This window comes from Kitasatospora sp. NPDC094028 (assembly GCF_049543595.1).
In the GTDB taxonomy this organism is placed as follows: domain Bacteria; phylum Actinomycetota; class Actinomycetes; order Streptomycetales; family Streptomycetaceae; genus Kitasatospora.
Window position 1 is genome coordinate 179,213 of the sequence record NZ_JBMVFA010000004.1, and the last position, 17,520, is coordinate 196,732.

Here is a 17,520-nt window from a genome sequence, read left to right on the forward strand (position 1 = left end):
GACAGTCCGTGTCGAAACGGTCCTTACGGGGCGCGGGGAAGGATTCGTGTCAGCTTCATGTCCTGTTCCCGGCCGCCCGGGGACGCGGGGGTGGCGGCACTGCTTCACTGGGGCCCCGTTCGAACCGCAGGCCCCCACGCCGGACGGTCCGTCACCGCCGGGCGCGGTGGCGTCGACCGTCCCGCGGTGCACCTCTCCCCAACCGCTGCCGTGCGCATCCCCGCGCGGCGTCGGACACTCTCCGCGACCAGCCGAGGACTCCGAGGATCCTGCCGATGGCCACCACCCACCCCGCCCGCGTCTACCGCGAGTTCGACCACGCCGAGCTGGCCGTGGCGTACTCGCCGAGCTCCTGCATCGAGGACCTGTCCGGCGAACTCGCCGGCTACGCCCGGCACAGCGCCGCGACCCGGGCCCGGCTCACCGTCCGCCGGGACCTGCGGTACGGGCCCGAGGCCCCTGAGCTGCTGGACTTTTTCCCGGCGCCCGGGCCGGACGCGCCGCTGCAGGTCTTCGTCCACGGCGGGTACTGGCAGGAGCTCGGCAAGGCGGACTCGGCCTTCGCCGCCCCGGACTTCGTCGACCGCGGCGCCGCCTTCGCCGCGGTCGGCTACGGGCTCGCCCCCGCCCACCCGTTGGACGACATCGTCGCCATGGTGCGCCGGGCGGTGCGCTGGCTGGCCGCCAACGCCGCCTCCCTCGGGGTGGATCCGGATCGCATCCACCTCAGCGGCAGCTCGGCCGGGGCGCACCTGGCCGTCATGGCGCTGCTGGACCCGGATCGCGCGGCGGCCGGGCGGATCGCCGGCGCCGCCCTGCTCAGCGGCGTGTACGACCTGGAGCCGATCCGGCTGACCTACGTCAACGACGCCCTCGGGCTGGACGCGGCCGCCGCGTACCGCAACAGCCCGCTGCACCACCTGCGGCCCGACCTGCCGCCGCTGGTCATCGCGCGCGGCGCGAACGAGACCGGCGAGTACGGCCGCCAGCACGAGGACTTCGCCGAGGTGGCGCGCCGGATGGGCGCGCCGGTGGTGAGCCTGGTGGAGCCGGAGCGCCACCACTTCGACCTGCCCTACGACCTCGGCCGGCCCGAATCGCGGCTGGGGGCGGCGGTGCTGGCGCAGATGGGGCTGCCGTCGCGGCCGCCCGGCCGGCCGTCGGCGCCGCTCGCGCTGGCCGCCGGGCAGTGACGGATGGCGTGGCGGATCGGTTCCGGCTGCGGCGGCAATCGGCCAGGATGGCCGAATCGGATTCTCCGGCGGGGTCGCCCGTCATGATCGAAAACGGCGACTATGACGCTGCGTCACATTCCCTTTGTTACAGCCAGTTTGGTTGATCGATCACCTATCTGATCTGCGTTGACGGAGCATCGGCGACCGGGTTAGCGTTCGGCTCGGTTCTGGATCATCGCGCCTCGGGCCTTTTCGTGCGGCTACGGCCCCAGGTCGCGAACTCGCCGACCGCGAAGAGCCCGGCGGGGAGCCCGTGGTCCATTTGATCAGTTGGACCCACTCGACCGGATCGGGGCCGGGGATTTACGGGCGTGACCGGCTAGGTCCTGGTGGTACGTTCGCCGGGCCGGGCGCGTCTGAATATTGCCTGGACGTGACCATGACGGGGGAGTCATGAGAACAGTGATTGTTGTTGTGTCCGGAATACCATGCGAGGGCCGGTCGGGCGGCCTCGAAGGGGCATGGAGGCTGGACCGTTGACGGATTCGATACTCGCGGGGGAAGAACTCCCGGTGACGGCCGGAGCGCCGGCGGGTGGGGACGAAGTGGTCCAGGCGCTCCTGGAGGTCCGCACCCTGATCGAGGCGAGCGTGGCGAAGCACCGTGACCGCAGGTCGCGACAGGCGCCCGTCGCCATGGTGCCGGCGGACGACGTCACGGTGCTGGGGACCATCGAGGAGATGATCGCGGGGGCCAGGTCCTCGGTCGACGTGGTGTTCGCGTCGGACGCGGTGCACGCCAAGACGATCCACCTCGCGCTGCACGGGCTGCTGGCCGCCCGGGGCAGTGACGTGAGAGTCCGGCTGCTCTGTCCGCCGTCGATGTTCGACCGCGAGTTCCTGCGGGTGCAGTCGGCGCGCGGCCGGCAGGTCGAGGTCCGGCTGGCCCGGATGCCGATGCTGGAGGCGGTGCTGGTCGACGAGACCTCCGCGCTGGTGTGCGTGGAGTCCTCCTCGGCGGTGCGCGAGGCCTCCCTGGTCCGCGTCCCCTCGGTGCTGCGGACGCTGTACACGCTGTTCGGCGGGGTGTGGCGGCACGCGGTACCGGCCAGCGAGCACGTCGACTTCGGCGACCGGGCCCGCACCGAGTTCGCGGTGCGGATCCTGGGCTGGCTCAACGCCGGGGTCACCGACGAGGTCGCCGCCCGCGAGCTGTCCGTGTCGGTGCGCACGTACCGCCGGTACGTGGCCGAGATCATGGAACTGCTGCGCGCCAACTCCCGCTTCCAGGCCGGGGCGCGGGCCTTCGAGCTGGGCCTGCTCCCGACCGCCGCGCCGAACCCGGCCGCCCCGGCGAGCCTGGCGGCGCAGCCGAACCCGGTCGCCGCCGTGTCGGCCGGCCGGGGCGCGGACACCGGCTGGGTGTACCCGCAGCGGACGGCGGAGGACTCCGGCGCCCTCCCGGGCGGCCGTTCCGCGGCCCCGCGCCGCGGCTGACTCTCCGTATTCCCGGCACGATCGGCCCGTGATGTGGGCCACACTCCATCCGGATCCCCGGTGGCGGGCTGTGACGGCCCGCCACCGGGGATCGTCGTCTGTTCGCCACCGAAGTGAATGAATCCGGCCAGGCCGTCAGGGCGCGCATTCCGAACGGAACGCATACCGGTCGGCCGGTCTCGGCAACGCCTCCGACCGGCCGGGACTTTCGGCCCTGGCGTCTGGCAGGTTCCTGTAGCAGTTGTTGCGGCCCGCCCCCGGCGACGGTTAGACATGTTCCGGGAATTGCGCCCGGCGAGGCGCCCCCGGTGAATTCCGGGGGTACGGGCGCTGAATTCCTCGTCGGAGTCGTCCGGCGTCCGGGAGCCTCACCTTCCGGTCCCGGCCGGACCGCCGGCACCCGCGCAGGCCCTTCCCCCGGCCTCGGCGCAGGGAAGCAGGCGCTCCGACGACCGATGACGGAGGCCCGGATCCCCGTCTTCCCCCGAACGGGGTCCGGTCCTCCGCCCGGGGTTTTCGCCGGCGCCGTCCGGCATCGACGCATGATGGGTGGAGGGTGGTTCCGTGACGATCGGTCTGGTGTTTCCCGGGCAGGGGACGCAGAAGCAGGAGATGGGCGCCCCGTGGCGCGACACCGAGGCCTGGGGCCTGGTGGAGGAGATCTCGCGGCACGCCGGCGAGGACGTCGAGGAGCTGCTGCTGCGCACCGACGCCGACCTGCTGCGGCGCACCGACCTCGCCCAGCTGGCGGTGTTCGCCGTCGCGGTGATGGCCCACGACGAGGCCCGCCGCGCGGGCCTGGTGACCGAGGTGGCCGGCTACGCCGGGCACAGCCTCGGCGAGTACACCGCCCTGGTGGCCGCCGGCGCGCTCGGCCTGGCGGACGGCGCCAGGCTGGTGGCCGCGCGCGGCCGGGCGATGCGCGCCGCCGCCGAGGCGGTGGACGGCACCATGGGCGTCCTGGTCGCGGCCCCGCTGGAGAAGGTGTCGGAGCTCGTCGAGTCGATGCGCGCGGACGACGTCGAGGTCTGGGTGGCGAACATGAACGCCCCCGGCCAGGTGGTGCTCTCCGGCTCGCGCGAGGGCATCGAGCAGGCCGGCAAGCGGGCCCCCGAGATCGGCGCCAAGCTGATCAACCTGGCGGTCGGCGGCGCCTTCCACAGCCCGTACATGGCGCCCGCCGCCGAGCAGTTGGCCGCCGCGCTGGCCGAGGCCCGGTTCGCGCCGGAGCACCCGCCGGTGGTCGCCAACACCGATGCCCGGGCCTACCGCGGGGACTGCGACTGGCCCGCCCTGGCGGTCAGCCAGCTGACCTCCCCGGTGCGCTGGGAGGAGAGCGTCCACACGCTCACCGAGGAGCTCGGCTGCACCCGCCTGATCGAGCTGGGCCCGGGCAAGACGCTGAACGGGCTGATCCGCCGGATCTCGCCCGGGACGGCGCTGTCGGCCGTCGACAGCCCGGACGCCCTCCGCAAGCTCGTCGAGGCCGCGCAGGAGCAGCCCGCATGACCCTCACCACCGTCGACAGCGCCTGGTTCCGGCGCTACCCGGCACCCGCCGGCCGGCCGGCCCGGCGGCTGGTCTGCCTGCCGCACGCCGGCGGGACGGCCTCCGTCTTCCACCCCTGGGCCCAGCGGCTCGGCCCGGGCGTGGAACTGCTGGCGGCGCGCTACCCCGGCCGGCAGGAGCGGATCGCCGAACCGTGCCTGGAGAGCATGCCGGCGCTGGCCGACGCGGTGACCGCCGCGCTGCTGCCGCTCGCCGACGTGCCGCTGGCGCTGTTCGGGCACAGCATGGGCGCCTCGCTGGCCTACGAGGTCGCGCTGCGGCTGGAGAACCTGCACGGCGTCCGGCTTTCCGGCCTGTACGTCTCGTCCCGGATGGCACCGCACCGGGTCGAGCCCAAGGAGGCGTACCTGGGCGGCGATCCGGCGATCGTCGAGGAGGTCCGCCGGCTCGGCGGCACCGACGCCGACCTGCTGGCCGACCCGGACCTGTTCGACCTGGTGATGCCCGCGATCCGGGCCGACTTCCGGATCGTCGGCACCTACCACCCGCGGCCCGCCCACCCGGTGCACAGCCCGGTGGTGGCCTACACGGGGGACCGCGACCCCGGGGTCCGGCCGGACGACATGCGCTTCTGGGCGGACGTCACCACGGAGGGGTTCGAGCTGTCGGTGTTCCCCGGCGACCACTTCTACCTGAACGGGCAGCGGGACGCGCTGGTGCGCGACCTGGCCGCCAGACTGGCCTGACCGATGGGGTCCACGGGGGGAACCAGGACGATCGGCCGCAAGACCGCACCGGACACCAGCGGTGTCGGCGTGCTCGACAAGGCCGCCCAGCTGCTCGGCGTGCTGGCCCAGGGGCCGGCCTCGCTGCGCACCCTGACCGAGGTCACCGGGCTCGCCCGGCCGACCGTGCACCGGCTCGCGGTGGCTCTGGAGAACCTGCGGATGCTCACCCGGGACAGGCAGGGCCGGTTCGTCCTCGGGCCCCGGCTCGGCGAGTTGGCGGTGGAGGCCGGCCGGGACCGGCTGGTGATCGGCGCCGGCCCCGTCCTGGAGTCGCTGCGCGACCGCACCGGCGCCAGCGCCCGGCTCTACCGCCGGCAGGGCGACCTGCGGGTCTGCGTGCTCTCGGCGGAGGCCGCCGAACGCCCCGGCTCGGCCCGGACGGTGGTGGGCGCGGTGCTGCCGATGAAGATCGGCGCCGCCGCGCAGGTGCTGCTGGCCTGGGAGGAGCCGGAGGTGCTGCACCAGGGGCTGCGCGGTGCCGGGTTCGGCGCCGCGACCCTGGCCGGCGTCCGCCGGCAGGGCTGGGCGCAGAGCCTGGGCGCGGGCGAGGCCGGGGTGGCCTCGCTGGCCGTCCCGGTGCGCGGGTACGGGAACCGCGTCGTCGCCGCGGTGACGCTGGACGGACCGGTGGCGACCCTGACCAGGACGCCGGCCCGCCGCTTCGCCAACGACCTGGTCGACGCCGCGGTTCAGCTGTCCGACGGCCTGATCAGGTAACAACCGGACGCATCCGAAGGGTTACGCAACGGTCTGGCAGCTTGCTGCAGCGGTTCTTGCGGGCACCCGAACGGAATTGTTAGAAACTGTCATGAAGCGCCGCGGGGGATATTCCCGGCGCCCAATTCGCCGGCGCCGTCCGGCGCAACCGGTGAATTCCAATTCACTGGTTCATCCGATTTCTTTCGAGAGGTAGATCCATCATGACTGCTCGCGCCGAGCGTATCGAGACCATCAAGGAAATCGTCTGCGACATTCTGGAGATCGAGGAGGACGAGGTCACCGAGACCAGCCTCTTCAAGGAGGACCACGGCGCCGACTCGCTGCGCGCCATCGAGATCCTCGCCGCGCTGGAGAAGGAGTTCGGCGTGGTCATCAACCAGACCGAGCTGCCCCGCATGGTCAACCTCGAGGGCGTCTACGAGGTCGTGGCGGAGCCGGCCGGCTGGTAGTCGCAGCCCCGTGGCCACACCACGGGTGACAGGCCAGCAGGCAGGCGGATCGGGAGGTCGGAATGTCGGCACAACACGGCACTGACCCGGCAGGGGCAGGGCAGCACCGGGTGGTCCTCACCGGGCTCGGTGTGGTCTCCAGCATCGGGCTGGGGGCGGAGGAGTTCCTGCAGGGGCTCCGTGAGGGACGGAGCGGGGCCAGGCCCATCTCGGTGTTCGAGACCGAGGGCTACGCCCACGCCAACGGGTGCGAGGTGGTGGGCTTCGATCCGAACGACTGGATCAGCCGCCTCGACGCGCAACAGCTCGGCCGGGCCACGCAGTTCTCGGTGGCGGCGGCCCGGATGGCGCTGAAGGACGCCGGCCTGGACGCCGGCCAGCTGCGCGACCAGCGCGGGCTGATCTCCATCGGCACCACCGACGGCGAGTCGTACGACCTGGACCAACTCGTCCAGGCGGAGCTGGAGATGGGGCCGGAGAAGCTCGACCCGGTCGCCACCCGGCGGGTGCCGGCCGGCCGCCTCTCGGCCGCCATCGCCCAGGAACTGGGCCTGGAGAACGTCGAGGCGGTGACCGTCCCCACCGCCTGCGGGGCAGGCAACTACGCGATCGGCAACGGCTTCGACGCCGTCCGGTCGGGCGAGGCGGAGTTCGCGTTCTGCGGCGGCGCCGACGCGATGTGCCGCAAGACCTTCACCGGTTTCTACCGGCTGGGCACCATCGCGCCGGACCGCTGTCAGCCCTTCGACATCGACCGCAAGGGCATCCTCACCGGTGAGGGCGCGGGCGTGCTCGTCCTGGAGCGCCTGGAGTCGGCGCTCGCCCGCGGGGCGCGCATCTACGCCGAGGTGCTGGGCTACGGCCTCAACTGCGACGCGTACCACCCGGTCGCGCCGAACCAGGCCAGCCTCGCCCGCTGCATGGAACTCGCCCTGGAGAACGCCGGGGTCTCGCGCGACCAGGTCGACCTGATCTCGGCGCACGGCACCGGCACCAAGGCGAACGACCTGACCGAGGTCGCGGCCATCCGGGAGGTGTTCGGCGAGGGTACGCCGCGCACCGTCTCGATGAAGTCGATGCTCGGCCACTCGATGGGCGCGGCCAGTGCGCTGGCCGCGATCGGCTGCGCGCTGGCGATCGCCAACCGCTTCATCCCGCCGACCATCAACCACGTCACCACCGACCCGGAGTGCGACGTGGACTGCGTGCCCAACAACGCCGTCGAGGCCGACCTGCGGATCGTCCAGAACAACGGCCTGGCGTTCGGCGGCAACAACGCGGTGGTGCTCCTCGGCAAGTACGAAGGACAGGAGGAGACCGCATGATCAGCCGCCCGATCGTCGGCATGGGCGCGGTGGCGAGCATCGGCACGGGCGTCGACGAGGTCTTCGACAGCCTCTGCGCCGGCCGCACCGGCCACGCCGAGCTGCGGGGCTTCGACAGCACCCGGTTCCGCGCCAAGTACGCCTACGAGGTGGACGACCGCCCCGCGCCCGGCCAGGACGTGCCGGCCCGGGCGACCCGCCTGCTGACCGAGGCGATCGCCCAGGCGGTCGCGGACGCCGGCATCGGCGAGGACCTGAGCGGGATCCCCGTGCTCATCGGCACCGGCCTGCGCGAGCTGCGCTCGGCCGAGCTGTGGTGGCGCGAGGGCACCCCGTTCACCGACGCCGGGCTGCACTTCGGCACCGCGCTGCGCGAGCGGTTCGGCGCCGACGTGACGCACACCTTCTCCAACGCCTGCTCGGCCTCGCTGTACGCGCTGGCGCTCGGCTCCGACCTGCTGGAGCAGGGCGAGACGGACACCGTCATCGTGGCCGGCGTGGACGTGCTCACCGAGAGCATGTTCGGCCTGCTGGAGCGCGTCCACCCGGTCGCGCCGGACCGGGTGCGGCCCTTCGACCGCAACCGCACCGGCGTGCTGATGGGCGACGGCGCGGGCGCCGTGGTGCTGCGCCGCGAGGACGGCGGGCGCAAGGCGCACGGCCGGCTGCGCGGCGTGGCGGTCAACTGCGACGCCTACCACGTCACCGCCCCGCACCCGGAGGGCATCGCCGAGGCGATGCGCACCGCCTACGGCCTGGCCGGCATCAAGCCCGCCGACGTGGACCTGGTGATGACGCACGGCACCGGCACCCTGCTGAACGACGAGGCCGAGGCGACCGCCCTGGCCGAGGTGTTCGGCGCGGACGCCGGCCGGCCGCTGCTGACCGCGGTCAAGTCGATGACCGGCCACACCTCGGGTGCCTCCGGTCTGCTGAATCTGATCGTCGGCCTGCGGGCCATGAACGAGGGTCGGGTCCCGCCGACCGTGGGACTGGAGGACCCGGTGGACGAGGCCGCGAAGTTCCGCTGGGTGACCGGCGAGGCGGCGACCGACCAGTCGATGCGGGTGGCGCAGCTCAACGCCTTCGGCTTCGGCGGCATCAACGCCGTCGCGATCGTGGAGGCGGACAAGTGAGCGCGACCATCGTGGTGAGCGGCGCCGCCGTCCTGGTGCCCGGCGCGGACTCCGCGCGGGCGCTGGCCGCCGGCCCCGAGAGCGGCGCGGCCGCCGTCGAGCCGGCCGCCATCGTCGGCAAGAAGGGCCTGCGCTACAAGGACCGCGCCACCCAGCTGGGTTACGCGCTGGCCGCCCGTGCGCTGGCCGACGCCGGGCTCGTCGGGGAGGAGGGGACGACCGTGCCGGCGAGCAGTATCGGCGTGGTCGCCAGCTCCAACTACGGCAACCTGGACACCGTCACCCGGGCCCTGGACACGATCCGCGAGGAGACGGTCAACGGGACCAGCCCGATGGACCTGCCGAACGCGTCCAGCAACGTCATCGCCTCCTCGGTGGCGATCCGGTTCGGCCTGCGCGGCCCGAACCTGATGGTCTGCAACGGCCCGACCTCCGGCCTGGACGCCGTCCACTGGGCGATCACGATGATCCAGGCCGGCCGGGTCGACCGCGTGCTGGTGCTCGGCGTCGAGCCCGACAACGAGGTCGTCCGCAAGCTGACCGGCGGCCGCCCCTCGGTCGACGGCGGCGCGGCGATCGTGGTCGAGCGGGCCGAGGCCGTCCAGGAGCGCTCCGGCACCGTCAAGGCGGTGCTCGGCGGCTACGTCCGCACCGCGGCCGTCCGCGACGTGCTGGACCGCCTCGCGGCGTCCGCAGAGCCCGCCCGCTGGGAGGTGCCCGGCGGTGCCGCCGCCGCGCTCGACGCGGCGCTGCTGCCCGGCGTGCCCCGGGTCGGCCTGCCGGAGTCCGCCGGCGAGCCCTCGGGTGCGCTCGGGGTGCTGCAGTGCGCGGCCGCGGTCGGCTGGTTCGAGGACGGCGGCGCCGGTGCGGTCTACGCGCTGGCCGGCGGCGAGAACGCCGACGCCAGTGCCGGCCTGGTGCTCCTGGCGCCCGGAGCCGCGTGATGGCGGCTCGCTCGCCGAAGCCCGAGGACTCCGCCCCGGTGCTGGTGCACCGGGTCGGAGGATCCGGGCTGCGCACCCTGCTGATCCACGGGCTCGGTGCCAACGCGGGCGTCTACGACAAGTGCGCCGGCCTGATGGCGGACGGCCACGAGCTCTGGGCGGCCCAACTGCCCTGGCGCGACGGCGAACTGGGCGACTGGACGCATGGCCCCGCGCTCGGCGGCTGGATCGCCGAGGCGCTGCGGCTCGTCCCCGGCGGGGCCGAGGTGCTCGTCGTCCACTCGATGGCGGTCAACGTCCTGATGGAACTGATCGACCAGGAACTCCAGCGCGGGGTCGACCCGTTCGAGGAGTTCGGGATCCGCGCCCTGGTGCTGGTCTCGCCGTTCTACCGGTCCTCGACGGAGGACTTCGACTGGGACGCGCTCACCTACTACGTGACCGACTTCCACCTGATCCTGGAAGAAGGCCTCCAGCTCGCCTCGGAGGGCCGGCTCGACCCGGACATCCAGCGCGCGATGGCGTACCGGGTGCGCGACCGGATCGGCCCGTACGGCTGGATGCGGTTCTTCGGGCTCTACCTCGCCACCCCCCTCCAGCGGACCGGCCGGATCACCGTGCCGACCCTGCTGATCAGCGGCGAGCACGACATCGGCGCGCCGCCGCACGAGGGCCGGGCCCTGGCAGCCGACCTGCCGGACGCCCGCCACCTCGTGTACCCGACCGGACACTTCCCGATGATCGAACGGCCCGAGCAGTTCGCCGCCGACATCCGTGAGTTCGTCAACTCCACCCTGGCCGACGACCCGCAGCCCGGGTCCGGCCCCCGGACAGTCTTGGAGCACCACTCATGACCACTGTGACCGATACCAATGTCAAGGCGCTCCTGGAGAGCCCGACCACCACGATCGTGCGCCCCCGCTACGAGGGCTCCAACATCTGCACCTGGATCGGCTTCAAGCACGTCAACTACATGGTCGAGGAAGCCGTCCTGGACCACTTCCGCCAGGTCGGCCTGCCCGCCCGCGGCCTGTACGAGACCCACGGCCTGGGCCTGGACCTCGTCGACATCGACACCCGCATCCTGCACGCCTTCCACATGGACGACCAGGCCGAGGCCGTCGTCTCCCCGTGGACCAAGGACGAGGACGGGACGATCGGTTTCAAGGTCGTCATCAACGTCGAGCGCGACGGTGAGGTCCTGAAGGCCGTCACCTCCAAGGTCCGCGTCTCGCTGCGGATCGACACCTACCTGGAGGCGGCCGGCGCCGTCCCGGAGCAGCTCGCCCGTTTCGCCGTCGCCAAGCTCGGCGACGACCTGGAGCGCGCCGAGGGCACCACCGCCCCGACCGAGGAGGAGATCCTCGCGTCGCTCACCGCCGGCAAGAACGCGTACGCCTGGAAGTGGAACATCCCGTACCCGTACTGCCACTTCACCGAGCGCATCCAGATGTCCGGCTACCTGCGCCTGATGGAGGAGGGCAAGGACCGGTTCGTCATGGACCGCGGCATCTCCATCAAGACCCTGCTGGACGACCGCAAGTGGATCCCGGTCGTGCCGCGCTCCAACATCCGCATCCTCGACGAGGCGCTGATGGAGGAGGACCTCTACACGGTGTACACCGTCGAGGAGGTCTTCAAGGAGTTCACCTACACCTCGCGGATGGACTTCTACGTCCTGCGCGACGGCAAGCTGGTCAAGGCCGCCACCGGCAGCATCGTGCACGGCTACGCGGTGATCGGCAACCGCCGTGACTGGAGCCTGGTCAACTTCGACCAGCGCGTCCTGGACGCGATCAACGGGGTGCAGAGCGCGTGACGAACGACGACCGGGCCGTCCGGACCCCGGGTGAGCCGTGGTTCCTCCTGATCGAGAGCCAGGGGCACTGCGCGCCGCAGGAGGCGGGCTTCCGCCGTGACGCGGTCGCGCAGGCCCGGGCCGGGCGCCCGGTCGTGATGTTCCTCGTCCAGGACGGGGTCGCGCTCGCCTTCCCGGGCAGTGACGCCGAACTGGACGGTTTCCAGGAGGCCGGCGGCCTCCTGGTGGCGGACGGCTTCTCGCTGATCCAGCGGGGGCTGGAGGAGAACACGCTGCGCAGCGGCGTGAAGGTCACCGGGATGGACGAAGTGGCGAGCTGGGTGCTGGACCCCGACGCGAACGTGGTGTGGCACTGATGGCCCGCCGGATCCCGCCGACCGACGTGCTCATCACCCTGATGGGCTCGCCGAACGAGGACGACCGCACGACCACCGCGCTGCGCCTGGCGCAGGCCCTGCTGGAGCGCGGCGCCAGCGTCCAGATCTGGACCTGCGGCAACGCGACCCTGCTCACCCAGCGCGGCCTGACCGACGACAAGCCGCGCAACCTCTCGTCGTGGAACACCGAGTACCCGACCACGGCGGCGCTCGCCCAGCGGATGCTCAAGGCGTTCCCGGACCAGCTGTACTGGTACGGCTGCCGGTTCTGCAGCGACGACCGCGGCGCCGTCGACCACCTGCCGGAGGTCGTCATGCGCCCGCCGGCCGGCTACGCCGTGAACGTGGCCGCGGCCACCCGGACCCTGATGGTCGGAGTCATCTGATGAGCGATCAGGACCCCCAGGCCCAGAAGCGGTCCCTGGGCATCATGGAACGCGGCTACCGGGGCGCCGTGGAGAAGCAGTTCTTCGACGCCTTCTACCTCGCCAACGAGCTGCACCGGCACCACGGCGGACTGGACATCCTGCTGCGCGGCCAGGCCGCCACCCACGCGGTGCGGGCCCGGCCGACGCCGTCGCTGCGCCTGGGCGACGCCGAGCTGGACACCGTCACCGACTCCCGGGTCAACCTGCGGACCCTGATCGAGGCCGGCGTGCGCGTCTGGGTCGAGGAGTCGGCGCTGGCCGCCTTCGGCTTCGCGGCGCCGCTGGACGGCGTCCTGCTGGACGGCATCCGGGTCGCGGCGGACGGCGAACTCGCGCTGCGCTGGCCCGAGTACCGCGCGGTCTACTTCCTGTGAGTCCGGCCGCCACCCACTGAACCGTTCCCACCACTGCGCCGGGGGCCACCGGCGAGGAGATCGAAAGGAGTCGGAGCAGGTATGACTACCACCCTGACCGGCACACGACGCCCGGTCATCACCGCCTGGTCGGCGGTCTCGCCGTTCGGAATCGGCCGGGACGCCTTCACCCAGGGCCTGCGCGAGCGGCGGACCACCGGCACCGCCCTGGCGCCGGAGCTGGCGCAGACCTCGGACGGCACCGCCAGCGTCGTCCCCGACTTCGACGCGCGCGCCGTGCTGGGCAAGAAGGGCACCCGCTCGATGGACCGGGTGACCGCCCTGGCCGTCACCGCGGTCGGCGCCCTGCTGGACGACGGGGACCGCAACCGCACGGTGGGCACCGGCGACCGTGCCGCGCTCGCGCTCGGCACCACCACCGGCAGCGCCCAGAGCATGATGGACTTCACCCGGGACTCGTTCACCGGCCAGGAGCCGTTCTTCGTCGACCCGGCGAAGTTCCCCAACACCGTGATGAACTGCGCCGCCGGCCAGTGCGCCATCTGGTACCAGCTCAAGGGCCCGAACGCGACCATCGCCGGTGGCCGGGTGGCCGGCCTGCACGCGCTCAGCTACTCCCGCCGGCTGCTCGCCGCCGGGCGCGCCCGCACCGTGCTGACCGGCGCGGCCGAGGAGTTCTCCTCCGCCCGCGCCTGGCTGGAGCACCACGCCACCGCCGGTGCCGCGGCGTCCCCGCTCGGCGAGGGCTGCGCGGTGCTGCTGGTCGAGCCGCCGGCGGAGAACGGCGAGGAGCAGCCGGTGCTGGCCGAGGTGCTGGCCGTCGAGCTGGGCGTGGCGCTGGACGGCGACGTCCGCAACGTCCTGGCGCGCACCGTGCGCCGGGCCCTGCAGCAGGCCGGCGTCGAGGTCTCCCAGGTCTCCGCGGTCGCCCGCTCCGGCGCCCCCGGTGCCGAGGGCGAGGCCGAGATCGCCGCCGTCCAGGAGGTGCTGGGTGCCGCCGGTGCGGTGGACCTGGCCCCGGCCGAGCTGATCGGCGACACGGGTGCGGCCGCGGCCGCCTTCCAGGCCGCCGCGCTGCTCGTCCACGCCGCCGACCAGCCCGGCGGCGCCGCCGGGCAGATCGGCGTGATCACCTCGGTCGACCGGGCCGGCTCGGTCGGCTGCGCCGTGCTGGGCCTGCGCTGAACGAACCGCCGCGGAGCCACTCCGCGCGGACCGGTGGCCGGCCGGCCGCTCGCCGACGCGACGCCGGCCGGCCGGCCGCCGGGACCGATGCAACACCAATCACACGTTGTCGAACCGAAATGAGGACGGACTGATGAGCGGACAGCTCGCCGAGCTGAACCTGGAGGAGCTGCGCGAGGTGGTCGCGAAGGTCCTCGACATCGAGGTGGACGAGCTCACCGACGACGCCGACTTCGTGGACGACCTGGAGGTCGACTCGCTGATGGCGCTCGAGGTCGTCGTGGTGCTGGAGAAGAAGTACGGCGTGAAGATCCCGGAGTCCGAGCTGAAGCAGTTCACCTGCCTGTCGCGGGCCTACGAGCTGCTGCAGGCGAAGGTGCAGGCGCGCGGATGACGGTCGACACCCCGACCCGGGCCGGCCGGCGGGCGACCCCGCTGGCCGGGCCCGTCGAGGTCACCGCGGTCGACGGCCCGCGCGCCTCGGTGCGCTTCACCGTCGCGCCCGACGAGACGGTGCTGCCCGGCCACTACCCGGGCTTCCCGATCTTCCCCGGCGTCTGCCTGGTGGACCTGACGCACGCCGGCGCGCTCGCCACCGCCCCGGCCGAGGCCGGCCCGGTGGCCCTCGCGGAGGTCGAGTCGACCCGCTTCACCAGCCCGGTCTACCCGGGCGACGTCCTCGACGTCGACCTCGACTGGCGCGAGAAGAACGGCAGTTGGATCTGCAAGGCGACCGTCCGCTCGGCCCGCGGCGACGCGGCCAAGCTGCGGCTGCGCTACCAGGGCGAGGTGACCGCATGACCGGGCAGGTGGAGATCCGCAGCCGACTGCCGCACCGCTTCCCGATGCTGCTGGTGGACCGGGTGCTCGAAGTGGAGCCGGGGCAGCGGATCACCGCGATCAAGGCGGTGACCTGCAACGAGCCGTGGTACGCCGAACTCGGCCCGGACACCCCGCCGGAGGGCTTCGGCTACCCGCAGTCGCTGCTGGTCGAGTCCTGGTGCCAGAGCGCCGGACTGCTCGGCACCTGGGACGACCCGAACCCCGACGTGCTGAGCGGCAAGGTCATGCTGTTCGGCAGCATGTCCGGCGTCCGGTTCCACGGCCAGGTGCTGCCCGGCGACGTGCTGGAGCACCGGGTGCGGATCTCCCGCGCCGTCGGTGACACCGTGATCTTCGAGGGCGAGAGCCTGGTCGCCGGGCAGCCGGTGCTGACCGTGGCGTCCGTGGTGGTGGCCATGCGCCCCGCCGAGGTGCTGCGCCCGACCGAGTCCGAGCCCGCGTCCGCGTGACCCCGAACCGACGACACTGATGGAGGACTGATGGAGGAGAAGACCTCCCGCGTGGCGCTGGTCACCGGGGGCTCGCGCGGGATCGGCCGCGCCACCGTGCTGACGCTCGCCCGCGACGGCTTCGACGTGGCGTTCTGCTACCGCTCCGACGAGGAGGCGGCGCAGAACCTGGTCAAGGAGGTCGAGGCGCTCGGCGTCAAGGTGCTCGCCCGCAAGACCGACGTGACCGCCGCCGACTCGGTGCGCGAGCTGGTCGCCGAGGTCGAGGAGCAGCTCGGCGAGATCGACGCCCTGGTCACCGCCGCCGGCATCACCCGCGACAACCCGCTGGTGCTGATGACCGACGACCAGTGGCAGGACGTCATCGACACCAACCTGGGCGGCGTCTACCATGTCTGTCGCGCCGTCGTCTTCAGCATGATGAAGCGCAAGGCCGGCGCCATCGTCAACATCTCGTCGGTGGCCGGGGTGTACGGGCACGCCACGCAGTCCAACTACTCGGCGTCCAAGGCCGGAATCATCGGCTTCTCGCGCTCGTTGGCGAAGGAGACCGGCCGGTACGGCATCCGGGTCAACACCGTCGCCCCCGGGTTCATCGAGACCGACATGACGGCGGCCATCGAGGGCAAGGCCCTGAAGGAGGCCCTGAAGTCCATCCCGATGAAGCGGATGGGCCGGGCCGAGGAGGTCGCCGACCTCGTGGGGTACCTGGTCTCGGACAAGGCGCAGTACATCACCGGTGCCGTCCTGCAGATCGACGGCGGCATCACCATCTGAGAAAGGCGGCACCATGGCGCGGAAACCGCCCCGCTGGTACTTCTCGTTCCGCAGCCCGTACTCCTGGATGGCCTACCGCGACCTGATCGGGCGCTACCCGGACGTGGCCGAGTCGATCCAGTGGCTGCCGTTCTGGGAGCCGGACGACCACCACAACGAGCACCTCGCGCAGAACGGCGTCCAGCTCCCGTACGTCGCGATGTCCCGCGAGAAGCACCTGTACATCCTCCAGGACGTGCGCCGGCTCGCCCGCGAGCGCGGCCTGGAGATGGTCTGGCCGCTGGACCGGGAGCCCCGCTGGGAGGTTTCCCACCTCGCCTACCTGGTGGCCGAAGAGCACGGCCGGGGACGGGAGTTCATCGACCGGGTCTACCGCGCCCGGTGGCAGGACGGCCTGGACATCTCCGACCCCGAGGTGATCGCCGGGTTCGGCCCGGAGCTGGGGCTCGACCCCGAGCTGCTGGGCGGCGCCGCGGCGGACCCGGAGGTGCGCGAGCGCGGACTCGCCGCGCTGGCCGCGCTGCACCGGGACGGCGTGTTCGGCGTGCCGTACTTCATCGACGGCTTCGAGAAGTTCTGGGGCGTCGACCGGCTGCCCGGCTTCGTCGCCTCCATCCGGGGGCGTGCCGCGGCCAGGACCGCCGGCGTCGCCGGCTAACCCGTCAGTCCATCAGGAACAGGAGCACACCCATGGCCACCAACCCCTTCGAGGACGACAGCGCCTCGTACTACGTCCTGGTCAACGAGGAGAACCAGCACTCGCTCTGGCCCGTGTTCGCCGAGGTGCCGGCCGGCTGGACGGTCGCGCACGGGCAGGCGGCCCGCCAGGAGTGCCTGGACTACATCAACGAGAACTGGGTCGACATGCGCCCGCGCAGCCTGGTCACCGCCATGGGCGCCTGACCTTCCCGCGCACCCACGCCCGGTCCGTGCCACTGGCACGGGCCGGGCGTTCGCGTTTGTGCATGGGGATGCCGAATTTCACGCATCCACATCCTCCACACATTCGTGTTGGCAGCTTGATGCACCGGGCATTGTGACCCAGACCGCATCGGGTGCAGGATTTGCGCGTCGGCCTCGGAGAACTGACAGATTCCTGCAATCGGTATCGCAGGATCCCGTCCTGAGGCCCCCAGCAATCTCGCCTCCTGAGAATTTCGCATTCCAGGAATCCCGTTGCCGAGCCGCGCGCCCGGTGCCGTTCCGATCGGTCGCTAGGGGTGGACGAACAGCATGCACGGCGGACACGGAGTTCCCCTGACGGCCGCTCAATCGGGAGTCCGGCCCGCCCGGCAGCTGGAGCCCGGCCATTCGATCGTCCATGCCGCAGCAGACCTGGGGATCCGGGGTGACGTGGACGCGGCACTCCTGGGCGCGGCGACGCCCGCCGCCGCGCAGTTCGGCGCGCAGTCCGGCCACGCGCAGCTGTGCGCCCACCTGGCCGCGCGGATGCCCGAACCTCCCTGGACCGCAACCGCATCGACCTGATGAAGCCCGCGGCGCTCGCCGGGATCGGGCGGATCCTCGCGGACGAACTGCACACGATCGACGACGCCGCCGAAGCGCGCCGCCCCTCTGACGGGTCGTGCTCGTCCCTCCTTCTGACGCAACACCGAACCGTGTGAGGGTGGATCAACCATGCCAGAAACCGGAAGCACCGGGCTGCCCGTGACGGCCGGCGCCGCAGTCGGCACTGAACCGGCTGTGTCCTCGGCCGTCGCGGTCG

Annotated in this window: 22 protein-coding genes; all 22 read left to right on the forward strand. The window is 72.3% G+C overall.

Annotated features, from left to right (window positions below; genetic code table 11):
- Positions 1–275 precede the first annotated feature (275 nt).
- The 22 genes from ACPC54_RS08720 (at position 276) to ACPC54_RS08825 (ending at position 17,282) form a co-directional block, all read left to right on the forward strand.
- Entirely contained in the window at positions 276–1,193 is a 918-nt protein-coding gene (locus ACPC54_RS08720; protein ID WP_498962709.1) for an alpha/beta hydrolase, read from the forward strand.
- 518 nt (positions 1,194–1,711) lie between these two features.
- Positions 1,712–2,671, forward strand: a complete 960-nt coding sequence (locus ACPC54_RS08725) for a hypothetical protein (protein ID WP_498962711.1) — start codon at positions 1,712–1,714, stop codon at positions 2,669–2,671.
- A gap of 564 nt (positions 2,672–3,235) precedes the next feature.
- Complete coding sequence (locus ACPC54_RS08730) at positions 3,236–4,180, forward strand: ACP S-malonyltransferase (protein WP_498962713.1); 945 nt, start codon at positions 3,236–3,238, stop codon at positions 4,178–4,180.
- On the forward strand, positions 4,177–4,926 hold the full coding sequence (locus tag ACPC54_RS08735) for a thioesterase II family protein (RefSeq protein WP_498962715.1): 750 nt from the start codon (positions 4,177–4,179) through the stop codon (positions 4,924–4,926). Before ACPC54_RS08730 ends, ACPC54_RS08735 begins: the two co-directional genes overlap by 4 nt.
- A 3-nt stretch (positions 4,927–4,929) precedes the next feature.
- Positions 4,930–5,685 (forward strand): IclR family transcriptional regulator, encoded by a 756-nt coding sequence (locus ACPC54_RS08740; protein WP_498962717.1) that lies wholly within the window; start codon positions 4,930–4,932, stop codon positions 5,683–5,685.
- A gap of 203 nt (positions 5,686–5,888) precedes the next feature.
- Complete coding sequence (locus tag ACPC54_RS08745) at positions 5,889–6,137, forward strand: acyl carrier protein (RefSeq protein ID WP_498962719.1); 249 nt, start codon at positions 5,889–5,891, stop codon at positions 6,135–6,137.
- Between the two features lie 62 nt (positions 6,138–6,199).
- Positions 6,200–7,462 (forward strand): beta-ketoacyl-[acyl-carrier-protein] synthase family protein, encoded by a 1,263-nt coding sequence (locus tag ACPC54_RS08750; RefSeq protein WP_498962721.1) that lies wholly within the window; start codon positions 6,200–6,202, stop codon positions 7,460–7,462.
- Positions 7,459–8,598: a beta-ketoacyl-[acyl-carrier-protein] synthase family protein gene (locus ACPC54_RS08755; RefSeq protein ID WP_498962723.1), complete on the forward strand. Its 1,140-nt coding sequence runs from the start codon at positions 7,459–7,461 to the stop codon at positions 8,596–8,598. The genes ACPC54_RS08750 and ACPC54_RS08755 overlap by 4 nt, the downstream gene beginning before the upstream one ends.
- Positions 8,595–9,542 carry a beta-ketoacyl synthase N-terminal-like domain-containing protein gene (locus tag ACPC54_RS08760; protein ID WP_498962725.1) on the forward strand — a complete coding sequence of 316 codons (948 nt, stop codon included), beginning with the start codon at positions 8,595–8,597 and terminating at the stop codon, positions 9,540–9,542. Before ACPC54_RS08755 ends, ACPC54_RS08760 begins: the two co-directional genes overlap by 4 nt.
- Positions 9,542–10,396, forward strand: coding sequence for an alpha/beta fold hydrolase (locus ACPC54_RS08765; protein ID WP_498962727.1), 855 nt, complete (start codon positions 9,542–9,544; stop codon positions 10,394–10,396). Before ACPC54_RS08760 ends, ACPC54_RS08765 begins: the two co-directional genes overlap by 1 nt.
- Positions 10,393–11,361: an acyl-CoA thioesterase family protein gene (locus tag ACPC54_RS08770; protein ID WP_498962729.1), complete on the forward strand. Its 969-nt coding sequence runs from the start codon at positions 10,393–10,395 to the stop codon at positions 11,359–11,361. The genes ACPC54_RS08765 and ACPC54_RS08770 overlap by 4 nt, the downstream gene beginning before the upstream one ends.
- Positions 11,358–11,717, forward strand: coding sequence for a hypothetical protein (locus tag ACPC54_RS08775; protein ID WP_498962731.1), 360 nt, complete (start codon positions 11,358–11,360; stop codon positions 11,715–11,717). The genes ACPC54_RS08770 and ACPC54_RS08775 overlap by 4 nt, the downstream gene beginning before the upstream one ends.
- Positions 11,717–12,124 (forward strand): hypothetical protein, encoded by a 408-nt coding sequence (locus ACPC54_RS08780; RefSeq protein WP_498962733.1) that lies wholly within the window; start codon positions 11,717–11,719, stop codon positions 12,122–12,124. Before ACPC54_RS08775 ends, ACPC54_RS08780 begins: the two co-directional genes overlap by 1 nt.
- Positions 12,124–12,540, forward strand: coding sequence for a hypothetical protein (locus ACPC54_RS08785; RefSeq protein ID WP_498962735.1), 417 nt, complete (start codon positions 12,124–12,126; stop codon positions 12,538–12,540). Before ACPC54_RS08780 ends, ACPC54_RS08785 begins: the two co-directional genes overlap by 1 nt.
- 81 nt (positions 12,541–12,621) lie before the next feature.
- A complete protein-coding gene (locus tag ACPC54_RS08790) occupies positions 12,622–13,725 on the forward strand; it encodes a beta-ketoacyl synthase N-terminal-like domain-containing protein (RefSeq protein WP_498962737.1) in 1,104 nt (367 codons plus the stop codon).
- 133 nt (positions 13,726–13,858) lie between these two features.
- Complete coding sequence (locus ACPC54_RS08795; RefSeq protein ID WP_498962739.1) at positions 13,859–14,119, forward strand: acyl carrier protein; 261 nt, start codon at positions 13,859–13,861, stop codon at positions 14,117–14,119.
- Positions 14,116–14,526 (forward strand): 3-hydroxyacyl-ACP dehydratase FabZ family protein, encoded by a 411-nt coding sequence (locus ACPC54_RS08800; protein WP_498962741.1) that lies wholly within the window; start codon positions 14,116–14,118, stop codon positions 14,524–14,526. The genes ACPC54_RS08795 and ACPC54_RS08800 overlap by 4 nt, the downstream gene beginning before the upstream one ends.
- Positions 14,523–15,017 (forward strand): 3-hydroxyacyl-ACP dehydratase FabZ family protein, encoded by a 495-nt coding sequence (locus ACPC54_RS08805; RefSeq protein WP_498962743.1) that lies wholly within the window; start codon positions 14,523–14,525, stop codon positions 15,015–15,017. Before ACPC54_RS08800 ends, ACPC54_RS08805 begins: the two co-directional genes overlap by 4 nt.
- Positions 15,018–15,047: 30 nt before the next feature.
- Positions 15,048–15,794 (forward strand): 3-oxoacyl-[acyl-carrier-protein] reductase, encoded by a 747-nt coding sequence (fabG, locus tag ACPC54_RS08810; RefSeq protein ID WP_498962745.1) that lies wholly within the window; start codon positions 15,048–15,050, stop codon positions 15,792–15,794.
- Between the two features lie 13 nt (positions 15,795–15,807).
- A complete protein-coding gene (locus ACPC54_RS08815; RefSeq protein WP_498962747.1) occupies positions 15,808–16,452 on the forward strand; it encodes a 2-hydroxychromene-2-carboxylate isomerase in 645 nt (214 codons plus the stop codon).
- 32 nt (positions 16,453–16,484) lie between these two features.
- On the forward strand, positions 16,485–16,697 hold the full coding sequence (locus tag ACPC54_RS08820; RefSeq protein WP_045702199.1) for an MbtH family protein: 213 nt from the start codon (positions 16,485–16,487) through the stop codon (positions 16,695–16,697).
- Positions 16,698–17,147: 450 nt separating this feature from the next.
- Positions 17,148–17,282 (forward strand): hypothetical protein, encoded by a 135-nt coding sequence (locus ACPC54_RS08825; RefSeq protein ID WP_498962750.1) that lies wholly within the window; start codon positions 17,148–17,150, stop codon positions 17,280–17,282.
- Positions 17,283–17,520: the final 238 nt, after the last annotated feature.